This is a genomic window from Selenomonas oralis (assembly GCF_051603425.1).
Taxonomy (GTDB): Bacteria; Bacillota; Negativicutes; order Selenomonadales; family Selenomonadaceae; genus Selenomonas; species Selenomonas sputigena_A.
Map to the genome: position 1 here is coordinate 66,153 of NZ_CP194411.1, position 20,750 is coordinate 86,902.

Sequence of the window (20,750 nt, forward strand, 5' to 3'; positions counted from 1 at the left end):
AAGTCGTTGGCTTCGTAAAACAGTCCCTCTTCCACATATACAAACTCAGGGTAAGAAGAATACCTGCTCCATGCGCGGCTGTGCACCAGTCACGGGATCCATCTCCATAACCATGACATCCTTCATGTACTCATTCCAGCGATCGACGACCGCGCTCTTTGCCTGATACTCCTCGGCGTAGGCAACACCCTTCTCACACTCAAAGTACCCGAAGAGCTCGTTGCCCGTATTCCAAATCGTATAGTTGGAGATTCCTGCTTCTTTCAGCACCTCTTTCAACTCCGGCCAAATGGTGTCATGTCGCCGCCGATACTCGGCAAGCATACCGTCCTTCACCGTGGCTTTCCATGCAAATCGTTCCATCATTTTACCCCCTCGCGAGCTTGGCAAGAAAAAATTTCTGCACCAATCTGACAGACTTTCGTTTTATCATGAAACCCCAAGAGGTCAAGCCGAAGGCGCAGACCGATTGGCGAGGTTTCTGTAAGGGCAATGCACAATGTACACAAAGTGGACGTTTGTGCGTGTAGTTTATCAGAGATTTTTTACCAGCCAACCGTTTTCATCCACCTCGTCGCCATAACGCTCAGCTGTGATCTCATCGAGAGTTTTGCCGCGATCATCTGCACCGAAGAATGTGCCTGCCACCCAGCTGACCATGCAGAAACCAACCATGAGGACTGCGGCAATCTGGAAACCGAGCATCTCCATAATGATGGGGACAGCGAACCCCCAGATTGCTGCAGCGAATCGTGTGACGAAGAAAGTGAAGCCCTGCGCCGTTGCACGGTAGCGTACGGGGAAGAGCTCGGAACTCCACAGCTGGTAAAACTGCTGCTGCATGGAGAACCCCCATACAATCGTGAAGAAGAAGAGCATCCATGTCTGGAGCATAGCAGGCGGCAGCACCCAAACAAGCCAGCTGATGACGCCGAGTCCGGAGAATATCCCAAAAACCTTGCGACGATTGAAGCGATCTGCCGTATACATAAAGATGACAGTCGTCAGGATACATACGGCAAAATTCAAGCAGGTGAGGAACAATCCCATCGTATTGCTGAGATTCCCGACGTGCTCATAGACATACGGCATAAAAAAGCCATTCGTACTAGCCGCCAAATTCCACATCGCATAAACGCCGCAACACATGATGACGGTCTTGAGGGATGTGCCGCGGAGAATGTCCGCGTAGGTCGCCTTGCGCTGAACAAGCCCCTGTGCAGCAAGCTGCTCCTCGCGTTCTTTAGCAGCTTTCCACTCCGAGGATTCCGGCATACGCAAACGCTGGTACCAGATCCACGCAGCAACAACGATGAGATGCGCGAAGATGAGGCGGTTGCCGAGGAGTCCAAACATTTCGTTCATAGGGATGGAGGCGGCGAACACGACGACCGGACCGAGCATCCACGCAATCTGCGCCGAACCGCAGTGCTTCGCGCGATCCTTGGACGGCGCTTCCTCCGCAATAAACGTCCACGATGCCACGACGTCTGCACCGACCATAAGACCAACAATGACATAACCTAGCAGGAACATCGGATAATTCGTCGCAAGGCAGATGATGGCAACGCCGACCATGTAAAGCAGCAACGCCCAGTTGTAGACGAATTTGCGTCCGTATTTGTCACAAATCTTGCCGCCGATGAGCGCACCGAGCGCCGCACCGCCTGTGTTCGACGAGAGCGCAGCCAACAGCCCCATCTGTACGCTGCTCATGCCGAGATAGTCCGCCCACATACTGAGCCCAGATGCTCCGGCAACGATGGAGCCGGCATCAATATAGCTGATGAGGCCGGCAATCAGTGTCTTTTTCCATGCGGACATATGCGTGTCCTGTTTTACTCCAAGCATAGGAGTCCTACCTTTCTGCTGCACCTATGCAGCGGTGTTCGAGGAAAAACGGATCAATTAAGAAAATCTGTATTCAAGTCGATTTTGAAATCCTTCGCGAGCTGCAGAAACCCATCCTTCGGAATTGTCTGGCGTTTCCCGCCCATCGAGAGCACCTTGACACAGATTTCGGACGCCTTTTCCACCGTATCCATTAGTCCGAATGCCTCATCAAAGTCATCCCCACAGACGAAGAGTCCATGATGCGCCCAGACAATGGCACGGTACTTTTCGAGGAGGCGAACGGAAGCGTCGGCAATCTCTTTTCCGCCCGGCACCATCCAGGGAACAATGCCCAGCCCCTCGGGAAAGATCACGGGATCTTCCGTAGCCATCTCCCACAACTCCCGCGAGAACGCCTTGTCCTCGAGCGGCAGAACAAAAGTCAGTGCAATGAGATTCGTCGGATGTGCATGGTAGACCACTCGGTTCGTACCGCGTGAGAGACGCTTCTTCAGCTCATGCGCCGCCAAGTGTGTCGGCAGCTCGCTCGTCGGACGTCCACCCTTCGAAAGCCCCCAAACGACGGCATAGTTCTCTCCACGCTCATCTACACGGATCACAGCGACATTTTCCTCCGGTGCCAACTCTACATTGCGCATATACTTGCCGCTGCCTGTGACGAGAAAGTATTCCCCTGCCAAATCCGGCACAGTGTTGCCGATTGGAAGCTGCTCTGCCGCACTGTGCAGACTGTCCTTTACGTCTGCGATCTCCTCTTCCCGAATGCGGTAGGAGAGATTGCCTCCGTTGCGTTCATGCCAGCCTTTGCGGAATGCATCCGCTGTAAGCCGAATAAAGCCTTGTAAAAAATCTGACTGCCTGATATCCATAGTATTCCCTTCCGTTCTTCAAGCGCTCAGCGTTTCGCCAAAACATCGGCCTCATAGCGGCGCACCTCCGGCAGCCATGCGCCGTCTTCCGGTACGTTCGCGCGGCGGCAGAACTCCGCCCAGATCTCGCCGAACGGCAGCGTCTTCAGTTCCTCGAGACCAACAAGCAGATTAGTGAAATTCTGTTCTTCCTGCCATTTGCGCAGCTGATCGTTTGGCGAGAGCAATCCGTAGAGCAACGCCTTCTGCATATTGCGCACACCGACCACCCACGCTGCAATGCGGTTGATGCTCGCATCAAAGAAGTCCAGCCCGATAAATACGCGATGCAGGGCATCGCAGCGTACGAGCTCCGTTGCCAGTTCTTTCAGCTCATCGTCCAGCTTGATTACATGATCACTGTCCCAGCGCACAGGACGGCTCACATGCAGTGCGACGTTCTCGTTGAAAATGAGCATCGCGGACAACTTGTCCGAGACGACCTCCGTCGGATGGTAATGCCCCGTATCGAGGAGGCACATAAGATTGTTCTTTGCCGCATAATTCATATAGAACTCATGCGAACCGACCGTATAGGATTCCACGCCGATACCGAATACCTTGCCTTCGATTGCGTCTGCCATATGCGTTTTGTCGAATTTCTCCGCAAAGATTGCGTCGAGCGACTCCTTCAGCCGCATACGAGAACCTAGACGATCTCCCGGCACATCCTTCGTGCCGTCTGGAATCCATACATTGTTCAATGCGGTGATGCCGAGCTCTCTGCCGAAGTAGTCCGCAATGCGGCGACAAGCTTTGCCATGTGCAATCCAGAACTCTCGAATCGCCCTGTCGGGATGGGAGAGCGTCAGATTGTCCGCTGCCTTGGGATGCGAAAAATACGTCGGATTGAAATCGAGACCGATTCCTTCCGCACGGGCAAAATCGACCCAAGCCGCAAAATGCTTCGGCTCAAGTGCGTCACGGTCAATCTTTTCCTCCGTAATGCGGTAGGACGCGTGCAAGTTGAGCTTGTGCTTGCCCGGAATCAGCGAATATGCTTTGCGAATGTCTGCCATCAGCTCCTCTGAATTCCGTGCGCGGCCGGGGTAATTTCCTGTCGCCGCGATACCGCCCGAAAGCGATTCGGCATCGAACCCCCGCACATCATCGCCCTGCCAGCAGTGCATCGAAATCCGCACCTCGGCAAGTCTCTGCAGTGCCTCCTCAACATTGACCCCAATCGCAGCATAACGCTCGCTCGCATTCTTAAATTCCATGTTTCTCCCTCCAAACCGATTCATCCCATGCGGATGTACGCTTTACATCAAAGGAACGCGCAACGGCTTCCCTTGCCTCAGGCAGATCGACGAACACCTTATCCTCCAGCATCTGCACAATGAGATTGCCAATAGCAGTCGCCTCGACCGGCCCCGTAAATACCTTCTTCTTTGTTTCACTTGCAATCAGCCCGCTTAGGAAACGATCCTGCGATCCTCCGCCAATCACATGGATGACCTCATAGGATTTGCACGTCAGTTCTTCGATTTCCGCAACCGTTTCAGCATAACATTGGGCGAGCGACTGATAAACGCATGCGAGGAGTTCCCCCTCTGTCTCCGGCACATCCTGCCCCGTCTCACGGCAATACGAGCGCAATGCCTCCGCCATGCTCTCCGGCGCGAGGAAGCGACTGTCGTTCACGTCAACCGTCGACGTGAAATAGCGCGCAATGCCGGCCAGCAGATACAGTTCCTCAAAGCTGTACTTGTGTCGGAACTCCCGCCGCAATGACTGCATCATCCACAACCCCATGATGTTCTTCAGATAGCGATAGCGGTAGTGATAGCCGCCTTCGTTCGTAAAATTGCGGCGACGACTTTCTTCGCCGCAATCGGGAACAAGACGCTCGATGCCCATAAGCGACCAGGTTCCTGAGCTAAGGTAGATTGCCTCCCGCTCGTTCGTCGGCATCGCAAGCACCGCCGAACCCGTATCATGTGTCGCGGGCAAGACAACCTTTGTCTGAAAGCCTGCCTTAGCTGCAATCTCCTCACGCAAGTTTCCAATCAGTGTCTTTGGAAGAGCCAACTCACCAAAGAGACGTTGCGGAATACCGAGGCGATCCATCAGCTCGAAATCCCAATTCTTTGTTTGTGCGTTTACGAGCTGTGTTGTTGTGGCATTCGTGTACTCGTTGACCATCATCCCCGTCAACAAATAGTTCAGGTACTCCGGTACCATCAGGAAACGATGTGCTTGCGCGAGGATTTCCGGTTCCTGCATGCGAATCGCCGTGAGCTGATAGATGGAATTGAAAATCTGCTTTTGGATGCCGCTGCGTGTATACAGCTCCTCATCCGAAATCTCTCGGCGGACAATCTCATCCATCCCCTGCGTCCGACAGTCGCGATAAGAAACCGTATCCCCGAGCACCTGCCCGTTCGCATCCAGTAAAACGAAGTCCACGCCCCATGTATCGATGCCGATTGACCGGGGCATGCGTTGGAGTGACGCGCACTCCTTCAGTCCTGCCAACACCTCGTCAAAGAGACGCGGGAGATTCCAACAAAGATGACCGTGCACCGTTTCCAGATGGTTCTCAAAACGGTAGATCTCCTCAATACGAATTTTGCCGTTCTCTATCCAGCCGAGAATGTGGCGTCCACTGGACGCGCCAATGTCGATCGCCAGATAACACGCTTTTTCCATCAGAGGCATACTCCTTTCTAAATACATCGTGCGCAAATATTTTGATTTTTATTTGTTTTCCTGTGTTGTTGTTATTATACAAGACAATCAAACATAAGTCAACAAAAATATTTTTGTTATTCTTTGTTTTTATCAAAATCAACAAAAAGAAAGGCTGCACACAAGTTAAATTCAACTTATGCACAGCCCTTCTCTTTGTATCGCATGAAGCAAACATTCTGAAGCACTATCTATTATGGAAAAAGATGTAAATATATCTCTTCCAACAAAACAACCATGCGATGCAAAAGACTCGCCTCCCTCTCCCTAAAATCATTTTCGGGGGCCATACGGGGGTCACGGGGCAAAATAAAAACCCGCAAACCCTTATATTTCAAGGATTGCGGGTTTTTGGCAACTACTCAAACTCAATTCTTATATTTTAGCTCCTCTTGAGAAGCCTTATATTGCAAGGCTTCTCGTTCTCTCTCTTCCTCTCATTCTCCTTATTATACGCCTTTTTGAGATTTTTGGGGGTCATACGGGGGTCACGACTTCATCCGTTCTTATCGTTCTGCACCTTTTTCGCTCTCATGCTTAATGCCCATAACACGCCCTTTCTTCCGAACAAGCACGCCTGTTGTCTTGCCTGGTTCTTTCTCCAAAACCCATTTCAATGCTGGTAGTAAAATTTTTTGATACCGTAGCTCAAGGCTGCGTTTGAGATACGTTTTATAAACCTCAGAAATCACAGGCGTCGTTTCTATAATTTTAGAAATACTTCCCTGTTGTTTTTCTATCTCAGGCACAACACGAAGAATCGCTTCCTGCAAATCTTTATGGGGATTTTTCAGATATTCGGAAAAAAGAATCCTCTTGCGATCCTCCCGATAACACGAATAGACATTGAATTCCTCTCGTTTGAATTCCGGCCCTCCATTCAATCGCTGCTGCATGAGTTCTTCAGGCAGCAACGCCGACAAAGATGAACCACAATCATAGATGGGTGCAAACGAAAGCTCATTTTCAGCATTCAACACGCCACCCCAATTATCCATATTTCGATCTCGGTTATTGATATATCCATCAACAATGAACATATCCCAAAACTTTCTTTTAAATTTTTCCTTGTCAACAATTTGCTTTGTTTGATCAATGACCATCATCACATTATCCACGTTAGCCTGCGTTCGCAAACTGTCGCTTTCCACCTCCTGTAAAACAAGCTTGTGGAACTCAATCAATTTCTTTCCGTCTTGCGTGAAATCCTCGCAGGCAACAACAATCTTCTCTTCTCCATTCGGCATTTTATAGGTTGCCAGAAAAGTATTTTGCGTTTCAAACCCCAATATCTTAAAAATCTTGCAGCCGATATCCTCAGAGAATTGATTGTTCATGTAGCTCAAAGAATTATGAAGCTCTCTCACTGGATCAGGAAATTTCACCATGTATATCCGATGATCATAAAGAATTCGCTTCTTTTTCTCCGACCCTCCAAAAGTATTGATGGTCTCCTGGCAATGCGTCAAATCAATCATGGACAAGCCCCCAAAAAAAGCGTTGGATTTCCTGCCCCTTGATCGGATCAATCTCACGGAATTTGACAGCTTCCTTCACGCTCCAATGAACGTCAACCACCGCTCCATATAAAGAAAGCTGGTTGTCCTGCTCGGCCAACTCATAAGCGCGATTCATATCATACCGCAAACCCGCTTCATAGTCATCCGGATTGTATCTTCGCTCAATCTTCATTTTCCGCTTCCCTCCTCGCATTTTTCCGCACATATCGCGAAAGCGTTAAAACACTCAGGTTCGTCACAGCAGCCACATCCTTATAGGAACGACCCTCACGAAGCAAGGAAAGCCGTGCTCCTTCCTCGCCCTATCGATTGACGGCCTGCCCTCACGAAACCCCTGTTTCGTCCTGGCAATCGCCTTGCCTTCCTGCATCCGCTCCAGAATCATGCTCCGCTCAAGCTCGGCCACCGCAAGAAGCGTCGTAATAAAGAACTTACCCATGGGCGCTGGTCGAGCAATCCTACATTCAAGACATTGACTTTCATGCCACGCTCAATCAGAGAACGAATCACATGGATTCCCTCTTCCACGTTGCGGGCAAGGCGATCCAACTTCGTCACAATCAAAACGTCGCCCGCTTCCATGCGGCCAAGCAAGCCTTGAAGCTTCAGCCGTTCCATGGAGGCTTTGGAAAACTGCTCCACCGTAACCGAAGAGGCTCCATTTTCTCTCAGGCGCTGCTCCTGTTCCTCCAAGGAATTTCCATGAGCCTTCTGCCCCTTTGTCGATACTCGAGCGTAACCCCAAACTGTCATTTCAGTACCTAGATTCGACCGGATAAAGGTGTCCAGTCTGGACACCTTTGCATCATGTCAGGCATCCTTCCGTTATTTTATCCCCTGCCCCGGCTTTTGTCTTCGTCCGTTCGTCACGAAATTTTTCTCAAACGCCAAGAATTCATGCCCATCCTGTATCCCCAGCTTATTTCTCAAGACCCCGTTGGGTTGGAGATATGGATCCCTTGCACTCATACGATCTCCGCTTCTTTCCGTTCTGCAAGCCTTCCCCGAAATATCTCTCTTGCCTCCTCCGTCGTGATCTCGAGATTTGCAATACGGTCGAAAATCGCCAGTTCCTCCTCCGTAAACTTGAAGCCTTCCAATTCATGTACCTTGATTGCCGAATCCACGTTTTTTCTCATTTCTTCCTTAGATGCCATATCCATTCCCCCATTCATACAATAAGACCACTTATATTATACCACTCAAACTCCACACATCAAAAACATTCTACAGGCCTTGAAAATATTGACTTTATATCAAAGAAAATACTCCCTTTATGCACATTTTCGTAGTTTTTGCGACAACAGTCTGCTGGGCGAGTTTTCGCTGCTTGCCGCCGTTGAAACGAGCGTCTATTTTCGGTGATACCTCACGGAGGCGATTCTTCGCATTCTCGGTAGAGAGCAGCGTATGGTTAACGGGTAGCAACGTATTGCTATCCGACCAGCAGAACGTGAGCATGCGGAAGCCATAGGAGAAATCCTTCTTGGCATGGTCATAGAGACGAGCGAAAAACTCCACCTTCTTGGAGCGAGCGCGATGGTAGATGAAATCGTCGAGGACGAGCACATTGATGCGATCTACACGGGGCAGGGGATCGAGCGTGGCATGAATGGGCGAAGGCAAGTCCTGCCGTGAACCTGCGCCAGTGGATCTGGCAAGATTTCATGAAGCGGTAGAACGTATCCTTGCCGAAAGGAATGGCGGTGCTTTGGAGATGCATCTGCGTGTAAACGGAACGCTGCCGGAACACCATGCGGAACGCCAGCAGGAAAATGCTGAAGACAAGGACGCCGCGAAGCTTACATGCATTTGCCGCACGGAGGATGCGATCAACTTGACAGCGACGAAAAAGACTTGCATTTTCTGGGAAAGCAGATCCTCGTCTTGGTAGTTTTGTGTTATACTGTTCATAGCATGAACCTCTATTAGATGTTTTTTGTTGGTACTTAAAATTATACCAAATGGACGTAGCTCATGCTATTTTATTTGCCAAGAGGATAGATATTTCAAGGGTGCAACAGATTATTCATCTGCGAAGTTTGAGTGAGTAATAAATAACAATAGTGAAAATTGAATTTAGGAAGTTATCGTTTTAGCAATTATAGGAAACTGATATGTCCTAATCATTTTACTGTTACAATAATCAATTTAAGATAGGAGCTAATATAAATGGAAGAAGTAAAAGCAGGTGGATATATTTCAAGAATTCATTTCAATGATGAAACTTATGTAGATATCCAACAAAATGACATTATCATTTTTGTAGGACCAAATAACGCTGGAAAAAGTCAATCCTTAAAAGATATTTATATACTAGCTTCAGGAAAATTTCCAACTACAGTTGTGTCAGATATTGATATAAAAAAGTATCCTACTCAAATAAAAGATTTACTTGATAATATTTCCCCAAAACAACCTCAAGGTTCATATACTTCATATAATGTTCTCGGACGAAATTTTAATTATTTTAAGGAAACAAATACTCAGTTTCTAACGACCCCCTACTTTAGCGATTTCCGAGATCTATTTGTGGCTAATTTGGATACAGCTGCACGATTAACAATTTGTAATGCACCCAGCAGTATAGCAAGAAGTTCACCCAAGCAACATCCTATTCACTATGCTGCATTCGATAGTAAATATCGAAAGTGGCTATCAGATAATTTTAAGAAAGCCTTTGGGATTGAGGTTACTCCAAATATCCTAAATGGATCTACAATTCCGCTTTGTGTGGGCGAGCAAGTAAGATTTGATAAAGAGTATGAGGATGAGCAAACACGACTGGAAGCTTATGCAGGTATACTCGAAACTTATAAACAGGTTCAAAATCAGGGAGACGGTATAAAAAGTTTTACTGGAATTTTGCTCTATTTGATGCTTGACTACTTTTGTACCTTTCTAATTGATGAACCTGAATCTTTTCTTCATCCGCCGCAGGCTCACATTATGGGGCAAATAATCGGTCAAACACTATCAGACCAACAGCAATGCTTCATTTCAACTCATAGTGAGGAAATAATTAAAGGTCTACTAGAAGTTTGTCCAAAACGAATCAAAATCATTAGAATTACTCGAAAAGATGATACAAATTACTTCTCGATTCTTGACAATGATAGATTCGAAGATGTATGGAAGGACCCTTTGCTAAAATATTCCAACATAATGTCTAGCTTATTTCATAAATCTGTTGTTTTGTGCGAGAGCGATTCTGACTGTAAAATGTATTCAATTGTCGAAAGCTACCTTAAACAATCATCAGGAAAGTATTCAGAGACTCTTTTTATTCATTGCGGCGGTAAGCAGCGTATGTCTAAGATTGCTTTGGCACTCCGGGTATTGAAAATTGATGTAAAATTGATACCAGACATAGATGTCCTGAATGATGAAGCAGTATTTAAGGAGATTGTAGACGCTTTTGGAATTGACTGGACAACTATTCAAAGTGATTACAACACTATTGTAGGGAATCTGCACAGTCCAAAAGAAAAAATCAATAGAAACGACGCCAAAACAAGTATTAACAGAATCATTGATGGCTCTCAAAATCAGGATTTATCAAATCAAGAAATAAAAGACATCCGCACAGTTATTCGTACTATTTCAAAGTGGGAGACAATCAAGTCGGCAGGGAAAAATGCTATTCCAAGGGGAGATGCAACATCTGCTTTTAGACGATTGAACGAAACGTTACAACAAAACGGCATTCATATTGTTCCAGTTGGGGAGTTGGAATGCTTCATTAAAGATATTGGAGGACACGGCCCAGAATGGACAAATAAAGTGCTCGAAAAATATCCCGACATTGATGACCCCGTATATGATCAAATTAGAGAATTTATGGGTAATCTGAATCTATAATGTTATTATATATGGCTTCCCAATATGTTTATTATATGGATTCAAATCATTTACAGCCTGACAAATTCCAGATTATCGGCTAACTAATGAACATGTCCCCTTTGCGGTAGCATTTTGCGATATCAGACGCTTCATATACGAGCAGAAATAGCACTATGTCTCCTTAGTAAAAAAGACCGTGACAACTAAGTTACGGTCTAATTTTTATTCATTTGTAAAGATACTGGAAGATACTATTGGATTTATTCTTTTTGAAACTTTTACCCAATTTTGTCCCACTTGCTCATTCTAATAGCCTGTAAACCTTGATTTTTAGCTATTTCCTAAGAAATCCACTCTATTCGAACTCGATCGTTCCGGGCGGCTTGCCCGTGCAGTCGTAGAGCACGCGGTTGACGCCTTTTACTTCATTGACGATGCGCGTCGTAACCTTTTGCAGGACTTCCCAAGGAATCTGCGCGCTTTCAGCGGTCATGAAGTCGCTTGTCCGAACGGCTCGGAGGGCTATGGCGTGATCGTATGTCCTGCCGTCGCCCATGACGCCGACGCTTCGCATGTTGGTCAGCGCAGCGAAGTATTGGCCGAGGTCTTTATCCACACCGGCTTTTGCGATTTCTTCACGGTAGATGGCGTCGGCTTCTTGTACGATCCTGACCTTTTCCGCTGTGACCTCGCCGATGATACGGATGCCAAGACCGGGTCCCGGAAATGGCTGTCGGTTTACAAGGTGTTCGGGAATGCCAAGCTCCCTGCCGGCCTTCCTTACCTCATCCTTGAAGAGCAGACGCAGCGGTTCGACGATTTCCTTGAAGTCGACATAGTCGGGCAGACCGCCGACGTTGTGATGGCTCTTGATGACGGCGGATTTGCCGAGACCGCTTTCGATGACGTCGGGATAGATCGTGCCCTGCACGAGGAAGTCGACTTTGCCGATCTTCTTGGCTTCAGCTTCAAAGACGCGGATGAATTCCTCCCCGATGATCTTGCGCTTTTCCTCCGGCTCGGTCACGCCCTTGAGCTTTTCGTAGAAGCGCTCCTTAGCGTTGACGCGGATGAAGTTCAGGTCGTAGTGCCCGTCTGCGCCGAACACGGCCTCGACTTCATCGCCCTCGTCCTTGCGCAGGAGGCCATGATCGACAAAGACGCAGGTCAGCTGCCTGCCGATCGCCTTTGAGAGCAGCACTGCCGCCACGGAAGAATCGACGCCGCCCGAGAGGGCGCAGAGCGCCTTGCCCGCGCCGATTTTTTCGCGCAGGGCTTCAACCGTCGTTTTGACGAAGGACGACATCTTCCAGTCGCCCTTGCAGAGCGCCACGCGATAAACAAAGTTCTCGAGGATCTTCGTGCCGTATTCCGTATGCATGACTTCAGGATGGAACTGCACGGCGTAGAGCTTCTTCGCTGCATCTTCCATCGCCGCGACGGGGCAGTTCGCTGTCTTTGCCGTGACGCGAAAGCCCGTGGGCGCTTCGGCGATGTAGTCGGTGTGGCTCATCCAACAGACGCTCTTTTGCGGCACATCGGCGAAAAGCAGCGAATCGGCGTCCGTGACCGCAAGATCCGTCCTGCCGTACTCGCTGACGGGCGCGGTCTTGACCTTGCCGCCCAGTTCATGCGCTATGAGCTGCGAGCCGTAACAGATGCCGAGGAGCGGAATGCCGAGAGAAAAGATCTCCTTGCTGTAACGCGCCGCTTCCTCCTTGTAGACGCTTTCCGGACCGCCCGTAAAGATGACGGCCTTCGGCGCAAGCTCACGTAGCTTTTCCAAGGGAATCGTATGGGGATGCACCTCGCAGTAAACACTGCATTCGCGCACACGGCGGGCAATCAGTTGATTGTACTGTCCGCCAAAATCCAGCACGACAATCAATTCATGGTTTTCCTTCTGCAAGGCAAATCCTCCTTCAAACCTTGTGTTCACAATATTTCCGTTTTTCCCGACGGCTCACACCAAAGCGGAGCGAGGCGCGGGGCAAGAGCACCCGAACGGCTCCGGCCCTTAGTCCTCAGCCGCCTGAAATTCCCTTACAGCCGCACGGCAGACATCGCTCGAAAAACCACGCCGATAAAGATGCTCCAGTATCTTCTGCGCCGCCGCGCTGCGTTTGAAATGCACAGAGAGACACCGAAGTGCCGCGTCCTTCTCGCGCCCGAAAGTATCGTCCGGCACACATGCCAAGATCAGCGAGCGGTCAAAGCCCTTCTTCATGAGCTTTGCCGCAATCTGCCGCACGCTCTGGCGGCTCTCCTCGTAAAGAAACGCGAACTGACGGCGGCAGGCCTCCTCATCATCGAGATAGCCCCGCTCCGTCAGCGTCTTTATGGCCTCCTCGACCTCTTCCGTCTCGTAGCCGCGCTGCTTGAGCTTTTCCTTCAGGAGAGCCGTGCTTTGCTCCGCGCGGGCCAGGAGATCGACCGCCTTCATCAGAGCCGTCTTTTCAGTCGTCGACCGCTGCCTTTCCGCTTTCTTCACCATTCTCCTCGTCGGTGACATGCTTCACTTCCCCATCCGTCGTCACTGCCGTCTGCTCCATAAGCTTTGCCCGCACCTTTTCTTCGATCTCGGCAGCCAGCTCGGGCGCTTCCCGCAGAGCCTTCTTCGCATTTTCCTTGCCCTGACCGAGACGCGAACCATTGTAAGCGTACCATGAGCCGCTCTTGTCGATGATGTCAAAGTCCGTAGCGATATCGAGCACCGTGCCGACGCGCGAGACGCCTTCCCCATACATGATATCGAATTCCGCTGTCTTGAAAGGCGGTGCGACTTTGTTCTTGACAACCTTGATCTTCGTACGGTTGCCAATCATTTCCTGCCCCTGCATGATCTTGTCAATCTTGCGCACATCGAGGCGAACCGTCGAGTAGAATTTCAAGGCGCGGCCTCCCGTCGTCGTCTCCGGGCTGCCGAACATGACGCCGACCTTCTCGCGGATCTGGTTGATAAAGACTGCGACCGTACGCGACTTGCTGATAAAGCCCGTAAGCTTCCTCATAGCGCGGCTCATAAGGCGCGCATGCAGACCGACGGACTGATCGCCCATATCGCCGTCGATTTCGGCCTTGGGCACGAGCGCAGCCACAGAGTCAACGACGATGAGATCAATGGCGCCGCTGCGCACAAGGGCATCGACAATATCGAGCGCCTGCTCTCCCGTATCCGGCTGCGAAATCAGAAGATCATCGATATTGACGCCCAGTTTCTTCGCATAGACGGGATCAAGCGCGTGCTCTGCATCGATAAACGCCGCGATACCGCCCATTTTCTGCGCCTCTGCGATCATATGCAGCGTGACCGTCGTCTTGCCCGAGCTCTCCGGCCCGAACACTTCGATAATGCGCCCACGCGGTATGCCGCCGACGCCGAGCGCCACGTCCAAGGGAAGGATTCCCGTCGGAATCGTCTCGACATTCATGTTTGCCGAAGCCTCACCGAGACGCATGATCGAACCTTTGCCGAAATCCTTCTCGATCTGCTTCAGTGCATTGGCCAATGCCTCTTTTCTATCCATAAAAGTATGTTCTCCTCCTTCAGTGCGATTCATCTATCCATTATATAAAACACCGATTCTTTCTGCAACTTCTTCCTCGAACTTTTCCCCAAAAAGGCAAATGGATTGCTCAAAACAAGCGATGCTTTCTATATAATCATTTGCCCCCATGCAGATTCTTTGACAGATTTTGTTGCAATATCGGGCTGCGGGAATGGATGGACAGCCTTCCGCATCCGTCTCAATCTTGTCTTGAAAATGAACACTTTCCTTTGCGTAAGTACCCCACGAAAAAGTGCGTTCTTGTGCCCCGCCCTTCCATACGCTATAGTTCAGGATAGAAAGGGAGGTATCCTTATGAAATCACTGATTATCGCCGCACATCCGAACCTCGAAGAATCTGTCATCAACAAGCGCTGGCTGGAGGAACTGCGCAAGCACCCAGACCGCTGTACCATTCATGTCCTTTCCGAACAGTATCCCGACGGCCAGATCGATGTGGAACGCGAACATCGACTCGTCGAATCGCATGGCAGTCTGATCTTCCAATTCCCCATCTACTGGTTCTCAAGCCCGCCGATCTTAAAGACATGGTTCGATGATGTATTGACGCACGGCTGGGCATACGGGAGAAACAGCGGAGACAAACTCAAGAGCCGCAAAATCGCACTCGCCGTCACGACGGGCGTTCGCGCCGAGGACTACAGCCCACATGGCAGATATCACTATACGCTCGCAGAGCTGCTTGCTCCATTCGAAGCGACACTTCGGTACTATTGTCATGCCGATTATCAGCCGTTCTTTGCCTTTTACGGAGCAGAGCAAGTTCCGTGCGAGGATTACCACTCAAGCAAAGAGGAAATCGAACGCAGTGCCGAAGACTATGCACGCTTTGTAGAATCGCTATCCTGATTCATATCATCCCTATGCCGTTCTCCCCAATCACACATATTGTAAAGAATCGGGATGAGCGACCGCCCCCGCTCTGTAAGGGCGTACTCCACTTTGGGCGGCACCTGCGGATACTCCGTCCGTACAATCAACCCGTCCGCCGCGAGTTCCTTCAACACGACAGCAAGCGTCTTATACGGGATGCCCTCGATCCGACGATGAATCGCATTGTGACGGAGCACATCATGCTCCGCAAGCAGATAGAGAACGGCCATCTTGTACTTGCCTCCGATGAGGGACAGTGTATAGTGAAATCCTGTCCTGATGATCTCCGACCCTTGCGGCACACAGCTTCCATGTTCCATAAAATCACCTCGATTCGTTTCCTGGCGCAAGATTTCTTTACTATTCATAAATCATTCTTCGACAAATTCAAATTCGTTCCTCTGCCATAACATAATTTGTTAGAAATATCTCCTCTCGTTCTGCCTGTTGTTCCTTTACAACTCCACGGTTGATTGCAGTATCCAATCGGAGGCAGCCGCAACATTTGAGAAAGGCCCAAAGCTCGACAAAGACAAAAACACCCCGAACGGGACTTTTCTACGTCCTGTTCGGGGTGTTTTGCCGTATCAACGCATGCTTTGTTTTATTCCTCTTCGATCTCACGGCTTGTCAACAGGTACTCGATTTTGACATCCGTACGGATGTTGAGGTCAATGAATTCGCCGTCCATGGTCTGCACGACGGGCAGGGAGGCAAGACGCGATTCGTCGATGTAGATGATCTTGCCCGCCTCGCCGTTTGAGAGCTTGACCCAGTTGCCGTTCAGGGAATGGCAGACACGGCGGATGAAGCGGAAGCCGTAGTCCGTATCGAGGCGTCCCTTCATGATATCATCGGACAGAATATTGAACACCTCAAAAGGCGAGCGTTTTTTCGCATAGGAACGATTCGAGGCCATCGCATCGTACATATCCATGATCGCAAGGATGCGAGCGAAATCGCCGATCTGTGCTTTCAGAAGGCCTTCAGGATAGCCTGAACCGTCGTTCCGTTCATGATTTTGCAGCACAGCCTCAGCGATTTGCTTGTCTTTTCCGAGCTCGCCGGCCATGATGAACTCATGTCCGAAATTCGGATGGCGCTGCATAATTTTGCGTTCATCCGGCGTCAACACGCCCTCTTTATCGAGGATTGCCTGATCTATGCGCAGATTGCCGATGTCGATGAGGAATCCCGCCGTGATGAGACGCAGCTGATCCTTTCGGGACATCTTGAGCCACTTACCCATAAGTCCTGCCAAAATGGCCACATGGAGACTGTGATGAATCAGATACTCGCCGCTGACCGTCATGTTGTGGATATGCGCAACGGCCTTGGCGCCGGAGCAAAGGGGCAGGATGTTTTGTGCCAGGGTTTCCGCCGAATCCTTATCGACAGAGCCATGCGCCTTTGTCACCTCGTAAAGCGACTTGAGTTCGATAAAGCAGGCGTCGTATTCCTTGACGTAGCCCGTATCAAGAATCGCCTCCTTCACCGGGATGGTCTTGACTTTCCCACCCTGCGGCTGCACCGCCTTGGGGATGGGGGCGGACGTCTCCCCTTCCGGGTCATCTTCTTTGATCTGTATGGAAACGATATTGCGTTCAGACAGAGAATCGATCATCTGCTGGTTCAGCACCGTACCTTCCCCGAGGAGGACAGACATATCTTCTTTATGTACAGCCTGCCCAACAATCATACCTTCCTTGAGTTGGTCTACCATATACTTCTTCAGCATCAGCTTCGCACTCCTTCGCCCGGAAACATCATCCATAAATGCATAGATTCATAGTCCTAATTATAGCATATATTTTTCTCCGATGCTACAAATACAGTATAAATCGGTATGCAGTCCCCTGTTCCAGGCAAAAAATCCCCCAAAAAATCAAAGGCCGTTTCACCCATACGGGAAACGGCTTCCGATGCTTCAGCATGAACGTCCCTGCCCCTCCGCCGAAGGGCACTTCGCGGCTTTCATGCAAGAGCGCGCACAAGGTACGCAATGTGTACGTTTGTGCGCGCAGTTTATGCTGTTTCTATCTCATAACTGCGGAGCAAGGATTCCACCTTGATGTCGCTGCGCCTATTGAGATCAAGGAATTCCCCGCTCGTCGTCTGTACGATAGGAAGCGCTGTCAAACGCGATTCATCGATGTAGACGATCTTGCCTTTTTCCCCGTTCGAGAGCTTGACCCAGTTGCCGTTCAGCGCATGACAGATCCGGCGAATGAAGGCGACGCCATATTCCGTATCGAGATGGCCTGCAACGATTTCGTCGGAAAGTATGCCGAACACCTCGAAGGGCGAGCGCTTTTTTGCATAGAAGCGCCGCGATGCCATCGCATCGTACATATCCAAAATAGCCAAAATCCGTGCGAATTCACAAATTTTTTCTTTCTTCGTTCTTGCGGGATAGCCTGAGCCGTCGTTGCGTTCATGATGCTGCAAAACTGCGTCCGCCACCTGCCTGGCGCCTTCGAAATCCGCCGCAGCTACGAGGGCATAGCCGAGGCGCACATGTTTCTGCATGAACCTGCGTTCCTCCGGCGTATAGTGGGCGATTTTCTTCAAAAAGTCTGTCGCCATACGCGTATAACCAATGTCCATGAGCAGCGCTGCCAGGACGAGGCGCTGTTGCTTTTTGCGCGGCATCTTGAGCCAATGCCCCATAAGTCCGGCCAAGACAGCGACGCGCATCGTATGGTGCAGCTGGTAGTCGCCGACCGCTTCCATATTGTAGATATGCGTGATGGCCTTTGCACTGGAGCACAGGAGCAGTGCTTTCAAAGCAATGGTCTCCGCCATCGGCACATCGATGCGGTTCGTCTCCCGCGTCGCCCCATAAAATTTTTTCAGCTCCAAGAAGAGCGCGTCATATTGCCGGACATAAGCGGCTTCCAAAGGCGATCTTTTGTCTGGTGCGGCACCGGCAGATGCTGTCTCGGACGCTGCTTTTCTCTCTGTCCCTGCAGCTGCCTCATCCGCAGCGGACTCTTCCGCAGCCGCCGAATCCTCCGCAGCTCCTGCGGCTGCCTCATCCAGCGTCTGACCGTCAGACCCCGAAGGAGCAGCAGGCTCTTCCCCGCGGCTTTCCGGCGCGGTCGGCCGTTCTTCAGCAGCGATGTCATCTTCTCCGCCGAGAGCGCGCGGGGCATCCGAACTTGCGGCGGCCGCCCCATCCATCTCTGCGTCGGACACACTCCCCGTTTCTGCAGCACTTCCAGGAAGATCCTCCAAAGCAGCTTGCCTGCCTGCACCGGCGCCTTTCTTGCGAAGTGTCTCCGATTCTTGCTCTTTTTCCTCATCCGGCTCCAGGATATGGACGAACAGAACGTCCCGTTGCTCCAGCAAATCGATTCGTGACCGATCCAGTATCGTGCCTTCCTCCAGGAGAATGGACATGTCTTCCTTATGTACCGCTCGTCCAATAACCATTCCTTCCCTGAGTTGATCGATCGGGTACTTTTTCAGCATGAACGCAATGCCCTCCTCATACAGCCATGCCGACATAAAAGAGATTGTCTTTTCACAGCGCCAAACCGCTATTTCCCTGCCTTCAGGGAAATATTCTCCCCATGTATGCGGATCCGTCGTCCCGCTTAGACACAGCTTATTTTATAGTAGTATAATATATCACAAATCACAGAAAGAAACCATTCCAAAAACCGCACAAAACCAGCAAGGCATCATGCCGATCCCGACTGCCCGGGACAGCGAGGAAAGATCCTCCCCGCCCGTTTCGCAGGGTGTTTTTCATCCCATTTCCATTTCATCACTCGTAAGCAGAGATTCAACCTTGATATCTTGCTGCTTGTTGAGGTCGAGGAAACTTCCTTCCGTCGTCTGCACGACCGGCAGCGCATCGATGCGCGACTCATCAATATACACAATCTTGCCCTTTCCTCCATCGGTGAGCTTGACCCAGCTGCCGTTCAAGGACTGGTAGACGTGACGAATGAAGCAAACACCGTATTCCGTATCAAGACGGCCATGCGCGATATCATGGGAAAGAATCCGGATTGCATCGAAGGGAGAGCGCTTTTTCGCGTAAGCGCGATTCGACGCCATCGCATCATACATGTCGAGAATGGCGAGAATGCGCGCGAAATCGCAAATCGCTTCCCCCTTTATTCCTGCAGGATAACCCGACCCGTCGCTGCGTTCATGGTGCTGCAGCACGGCGCCTGATACCTGCACATCCTCGGCAAGACGAGGCGACCGCGTAATAAGAGTGGAGCCCAGCCGCGGATGCTTCTGCATAAGCCTGCGTTCTGCCGAACTGTAGTACCCCTGCATATCCAGGAACGTGGTATCGATGCGCGTGCTGCCGATATCCAGCAGGAAGCCAGCCATGACAAGACGGCTGCGATCGCTTGAGCGCATCTTGAGCCATTGCCCCATAAAACTTGCGAGAATGGCAATGCGCATGCTGTGATGGAAGCTGTAGTCCACCTCCGCCACTTCCATATTGTAAATGTGCACAATGGACTTCACCTTGGAGCAAAGCTGCAGGATATCCTGCGCCAAAGATTCCGCCGCGTCCGCATCGATGCGGACATGCCGTCTTGCTTCCGCATAAAGTTCCTGCAGCGCCGAAAAACAAGCCTTGTACTGCCCGGTAAAAGAATCGTCGAAAAGACTTTCCTGGGGAGGGAACGCGAGAGGAGCCTTCGGGGCGGGCGGTTCTTCCTCGTCGGTTTCCTCCTCGGCTGTCGCTTCGTCTGCCGAGACGGCTTCCTGACCTTTGGGCGCCACTGTCTCAAGATGCTCCTCAGGGGGCTGCTCTATCGGAACACGGCGCGGTTCCGCCGCTTCCCCGACCTGGACATGCACGAAGAGGACATCCCTTTCAGCCAGGGAATCTATCATCTTCTGCGTAAGCACCGTCCCCTCACCCAGAAGAACCGACATATCCTCTTTATAAATATCCCGTCCAAGAACCATTCCTTCCCGCAGCTGATCCACGGTATATCGTTTCGTTTTCAAAGTCCTCGCCTTCTTCCTTGATAATCTCTGTTCCTATTAGGTCTATTATACCAAGCATCCATGACAGATGCCACTAACATTTCATCCATAAATCGAGAGCAGCCTATGCCTGCAAAAGCTGCAGCCACCGATCCCTTAGCGGCTGCCTCGCTTCATCCCTATATTCGCTCCCTTTCGGCAGGACTTGCCGCGCATCCATCAAGCCCCCATTTCCTGATTCGTGAGCAAGGATTCGATCCAAAAGGCATTCAGCGTGTTGAGCTCGAAGAAGCCCCCTTCCATCGTCAGCACAATCGGCAAGGCGTCGAGGCGCAACTCATCCTCATCATATATCTCGCAGTCGATAATCATTCCTTCCTGCAATTTACTGCTTGCATGTCTCTTAATTTTCAAGGTCTGTTCTCCCCTTTTGATATTTTTATCTAGTTTGTTTGTCCTATTATACCACGAGATAATCTCAAATACTACTGTTTTTTCAAAAATAATTTGAAGAATTCCGCTCCCAC

The 20,750-nt window shown here is 50.3% G+C and carries 20 protein-coding genes and 1 pseudogene; 4 read left to right on the forward strand and 17 right to left on the reverse strand.

All coding sequences use genetic code 11. The annotated features are described in order from the left end of the window. Positions 1 to 45 precede the first annotated feature (45 nt). The 9 genes and pseudogenes from ACRTGH_RS00315 to ACRTGH_RS00355 all read right to left on the reverse strand — a co-directional run bounded on the left by ACRTGH_RS00315 (position 46) and on the right by ACRTGH_RS00355 (position 8,130). Positions 46 to 363, reverse strand: a complete 318-nt coding sequence (locus tag ACRTGH_RS00315) for an L-rhamnose mutarotase (protein WP_368847699.1) — start codon at positions 361 to 363, stop codon at positions 46 to 48. Positions 364 to 534: 171 nt separating this feature from the next. Next, complete coding sequence (locus ACRTGH_RS00320; protein ID WP_368847700.1) at positions 535 to 1,851, reverse strand: MFS transporter; 1,317 nt, start codon at positions 1,849 to 1,851, stop codon at positions 535 to 537. A 53-nt stretch (positions 1,852 to 1,904) separates the two neighbouring features. After that, positions 1,905 to 2,723 carry a rhamnulose-1-phosphate aldolase gene (rhaD, locus tag ACRTGH_RS00325; RefSeq protein ID WP_368847701.1) on the reverse strand — a complete coding sequence of 273 codons (819 nt, stop codon included), beginning with the start codon at positions 2,721 to 2,723 and terminating at the stop codon, positions 1,905 to 1,907. A 26-nt stretch (positions 2,724 to 2,749) separates the two neighbouring features. Further along, on the reverse strand, positions 2,750 to 3,982 hold the full coding sequence (locus ACRTGH_RS00330; protein WP_368847702.1) for an L-rhamnose isomerase: 1,233 nt from the start codon (positions 3,980 to 3,982) through the stop codon (positions 2,750 to 2,752). Next, positions 3,972 to 5,414, reverse strand: coding sequence for a rhamnulokinase (rhaB, locus tag ACRTGH_RS00335; RefSeq protein WP_368847703.1), 1,443 nt, complete (start codon positions 5,412 to 5,414; stop codon positions 3,972 to 3,974). The genes ACRTGH_RS00330 and rhaB overlap by 11 nt, the downstream gene beginning before the upstream one ends. A 545-nt stretch (positions 5,415 to 5,959) precedes the next feature. Next, on the reverse strand, positions 5,960 to 6,931 hold the full coding sequence (locus ACRTGH_RS00340; RefSeq protein WP_368847704.1) for a HipA domain-containing protein: 972 nt from the start codon (positions 6,929 to 6,931) through the stop codon (positions 5,960 to 5,962). Further along, positions 6,924 to 7,145, reverse strand: a complete 222-nt coding sequence (locus ACRTGH_RS00345; RefSeq protein ID WP_009644967.1) for a hypothetical protein — start codon at positions 7,143 to 7,145, stop codon at positions 6,924 to 6,926. The genes ACRTGH_RS00340 and ACRTGH_RS00345 overlap by 8 nt, the downstream gene beginning before the upstream one ends. A gap of 63 nt (positions 7,146 to 7,208) precedes the next feature. Further along, positions 7,209 to 7,726 (reverse strand): annotated as a pseudogene (locus ACRTGH_RS00350) (recombinase family protein). Between the two features lie 212 nt (positions 7,727 to 7,938). Continuing rightward, the gene (locus ACRTGH_RS00355) at positions 7,939 to 8,130 is read right to left on the reverse strand and encodes an antitoxin VbhA family protein (RefSeq protein WP_368847705.1); all 192 of its coding nucleotides are present in this window, start codon (positions 8,128 to 8,130) and stop codon (positions 7,939 to 7,941) included. A 334-nt stretch (positions 8,131 to 8,464) separates the two neighbouring features. Between ACRTGH_RS00355 and ACRTGH_RS00360 the strand changes: the two genes are divergently transcribed. The 3 genes from ACRTGH_RS00360 to ACRTGH_RS00370 all read left to right on the forward strand — a co-directional run bounded on the left by ACRTGH_RS00360 (position 8,465) and on the right by ACRTGH_RS00370 (position 10,834). Further along, positions 8,465 to 8,611: a hypothetical protein gene (locus ACRTGH_RS00360; RefSeq protein WP_368847706.1), complete on the forward strand. Its 147-nt coding sequence runs from the start codon at positions 8,465 to 8,467 to the stop codon at positions 8,609 to 8,611. Continuing rightward, entirely contained in the window at positions 8,586 to 8,867 is a 282-nt protein-coding gene (locus tag ACRTGH_RS00365) for a hypothetical protein (protein ID WP_368847707.1), read from the forward strand. The genes ACRTGH_RS00360 and ACRTGH_RS00365 overlap by 26 nt, the downstream gene beginning before the upstream one ends. A 278-nt stretch (positions 8,868 to 9,145) precedes the next feature. Further along, entirely contained in the window at positions 9,146 to 10,834 is a 1,689-nt protein-coding gene (locus ACRTGH_RS00370; RefSeq protein ID WP_368847708.1) for an ATP-dependent nuclease, read from the forward strand. Positions 10,835 to 11,171: 337 nt separating this feature from the next. Here ACRTGH_RS00370 and guaA read toward each other — a convergent pair whose 3' ends face one another. The 3 genes from guaA to recA all read right to left on the reverse strand — a co-directional run bounded on the left by guaA (position 11,172) and on the right by recA (position 14,343). Further along, positions 11,172 to 12,725 (reverse strand): glutamine-hydrolyzing GMP synthase, encoded by a 1,554-nt coding sequence (gene guaA, locus ACRTGH_RS00375; RefSeq protein WP_368847709.1) that lies wholly within the window; start codon positions 12,723 to 12,725, stop codon positions 11,172 to 11,174. Between the two features lie 108 nt (positions 12,726 to 12,833). Next, entirely contained in the window at positions 12,834 to 13,310 is a 477-nt protein-coding gene (locus tag ACRTGH_RS00380; RefSeq protein WP_368847710.1) for a regulatory protein RecX, read from the reverse strand. Further along, positions 13,273 to 14,343 (reverse strand): recombinase RecA, encoded by a 1,071-nt coding sequence (recA, locus tag ACRTGH_RS00385; protein ID WP_368847711.1) that lies wholly within the window; start codon positions 14,341 to 14,343, stop codon positions 13,273 to 13,275. The genes ACRTGH_RS00380 and recA overlap by 38 nt, the downstream gene beginning before the upstream one ends. Positions 14,344 to 14,679: 336 nt before the next feature. Here recA and ACRTGH_RS00390 point away from each other — a divergent pair, with 336 nt between their 5' ends. After that, positions 14,680 to 15,234: an NAD(P)H-dependent oxidoreductase gene (locus ACRTGH_RS00390; protein WP_368847712.1), complete on the forward strand. Its 555-nt coding sequence runs from the start codon at positions 14,680 to 14,682 to the stop codon at positions 15,232 to 15,234. Here ACRTGH_RS00390 and ACRTGH_RS00395 read toward each other — a convergent pair. From ACRTGH_RS00395 to ACRTGH_RS00415, 5 genes are all read right to left on the reverse strand, one after another. After that, a complete protein-coding gene (locus tag ACRTGH_RS00395) occupies positions 15,204 to 15,578 on the reverse strand; it encodes a winged helix-turn-helix transcriptional regulator (RefSeq protein WP_368847812.1) in 375 nt (124 codons plus the stop codon). The two genes, ACRTGH_RS00390 and ACRTGH_RS00395, sit on opposite strands and share 31 nt — an antisense overlap. 284 nt (positions 15,579 to 15,862) lie before the next feature. Beyond that, positions 15,863 to 16,996: an HD-GYP domain-containing protein gene (locus ACRTGH_RS00400; RefSeq protein WP_368847713.1), complete on the reverse strand. Its 1,134-nt coding sequence runs from the start codon at positions 16,994 to 16,996 to the stop codon at positions 15,863 to 15,865. A 287-nt stretch (positions 16,997 to 17,283) separates the two neighbouring features. Next, on the reverse strand, positions 17,284 to 18,732 hold the full coding sequence (locus ACRTGH_RS00405; protein ID WP_368847714.1) for an HD-GYP domain-containing protein: 1,449 nt from the start codon (positions 18,730 to 18,732) through the stop codon (positions 17,284 to 17,286). A 279-nt stretch (positions 18,733 to 19,011) separates the two neighbouring features. Further along, complete coding sequence (locus ACRTGH_RS00410) at positions 19,012 to 20,244, reverse strand: HD-GYP domain-containing protein (RefSeq protein WP_368847715.1); 1,233 nt, start codon at positions 20,242 to 20,244, stop codon at positions 19,012 to 19,014. Positions 20,245 to 20,442: 198 nt separating this feature from the next. Further along, the gene (locus ACRTGH_RS00415; RefSeq protein WP_368847716.1) at positions 20,443 to 20,637 is read right to left on the reverse strand and encodes a hypothetical protein; all 195 of its coding nucleotides are present in this window, start codon (positions 20,635 to 20,637) and stop codon (positions 20,443 to 20,445) included. Between the last annotated feature and the right edge of the window lie 113 nt (positions 20,638 to 20,750).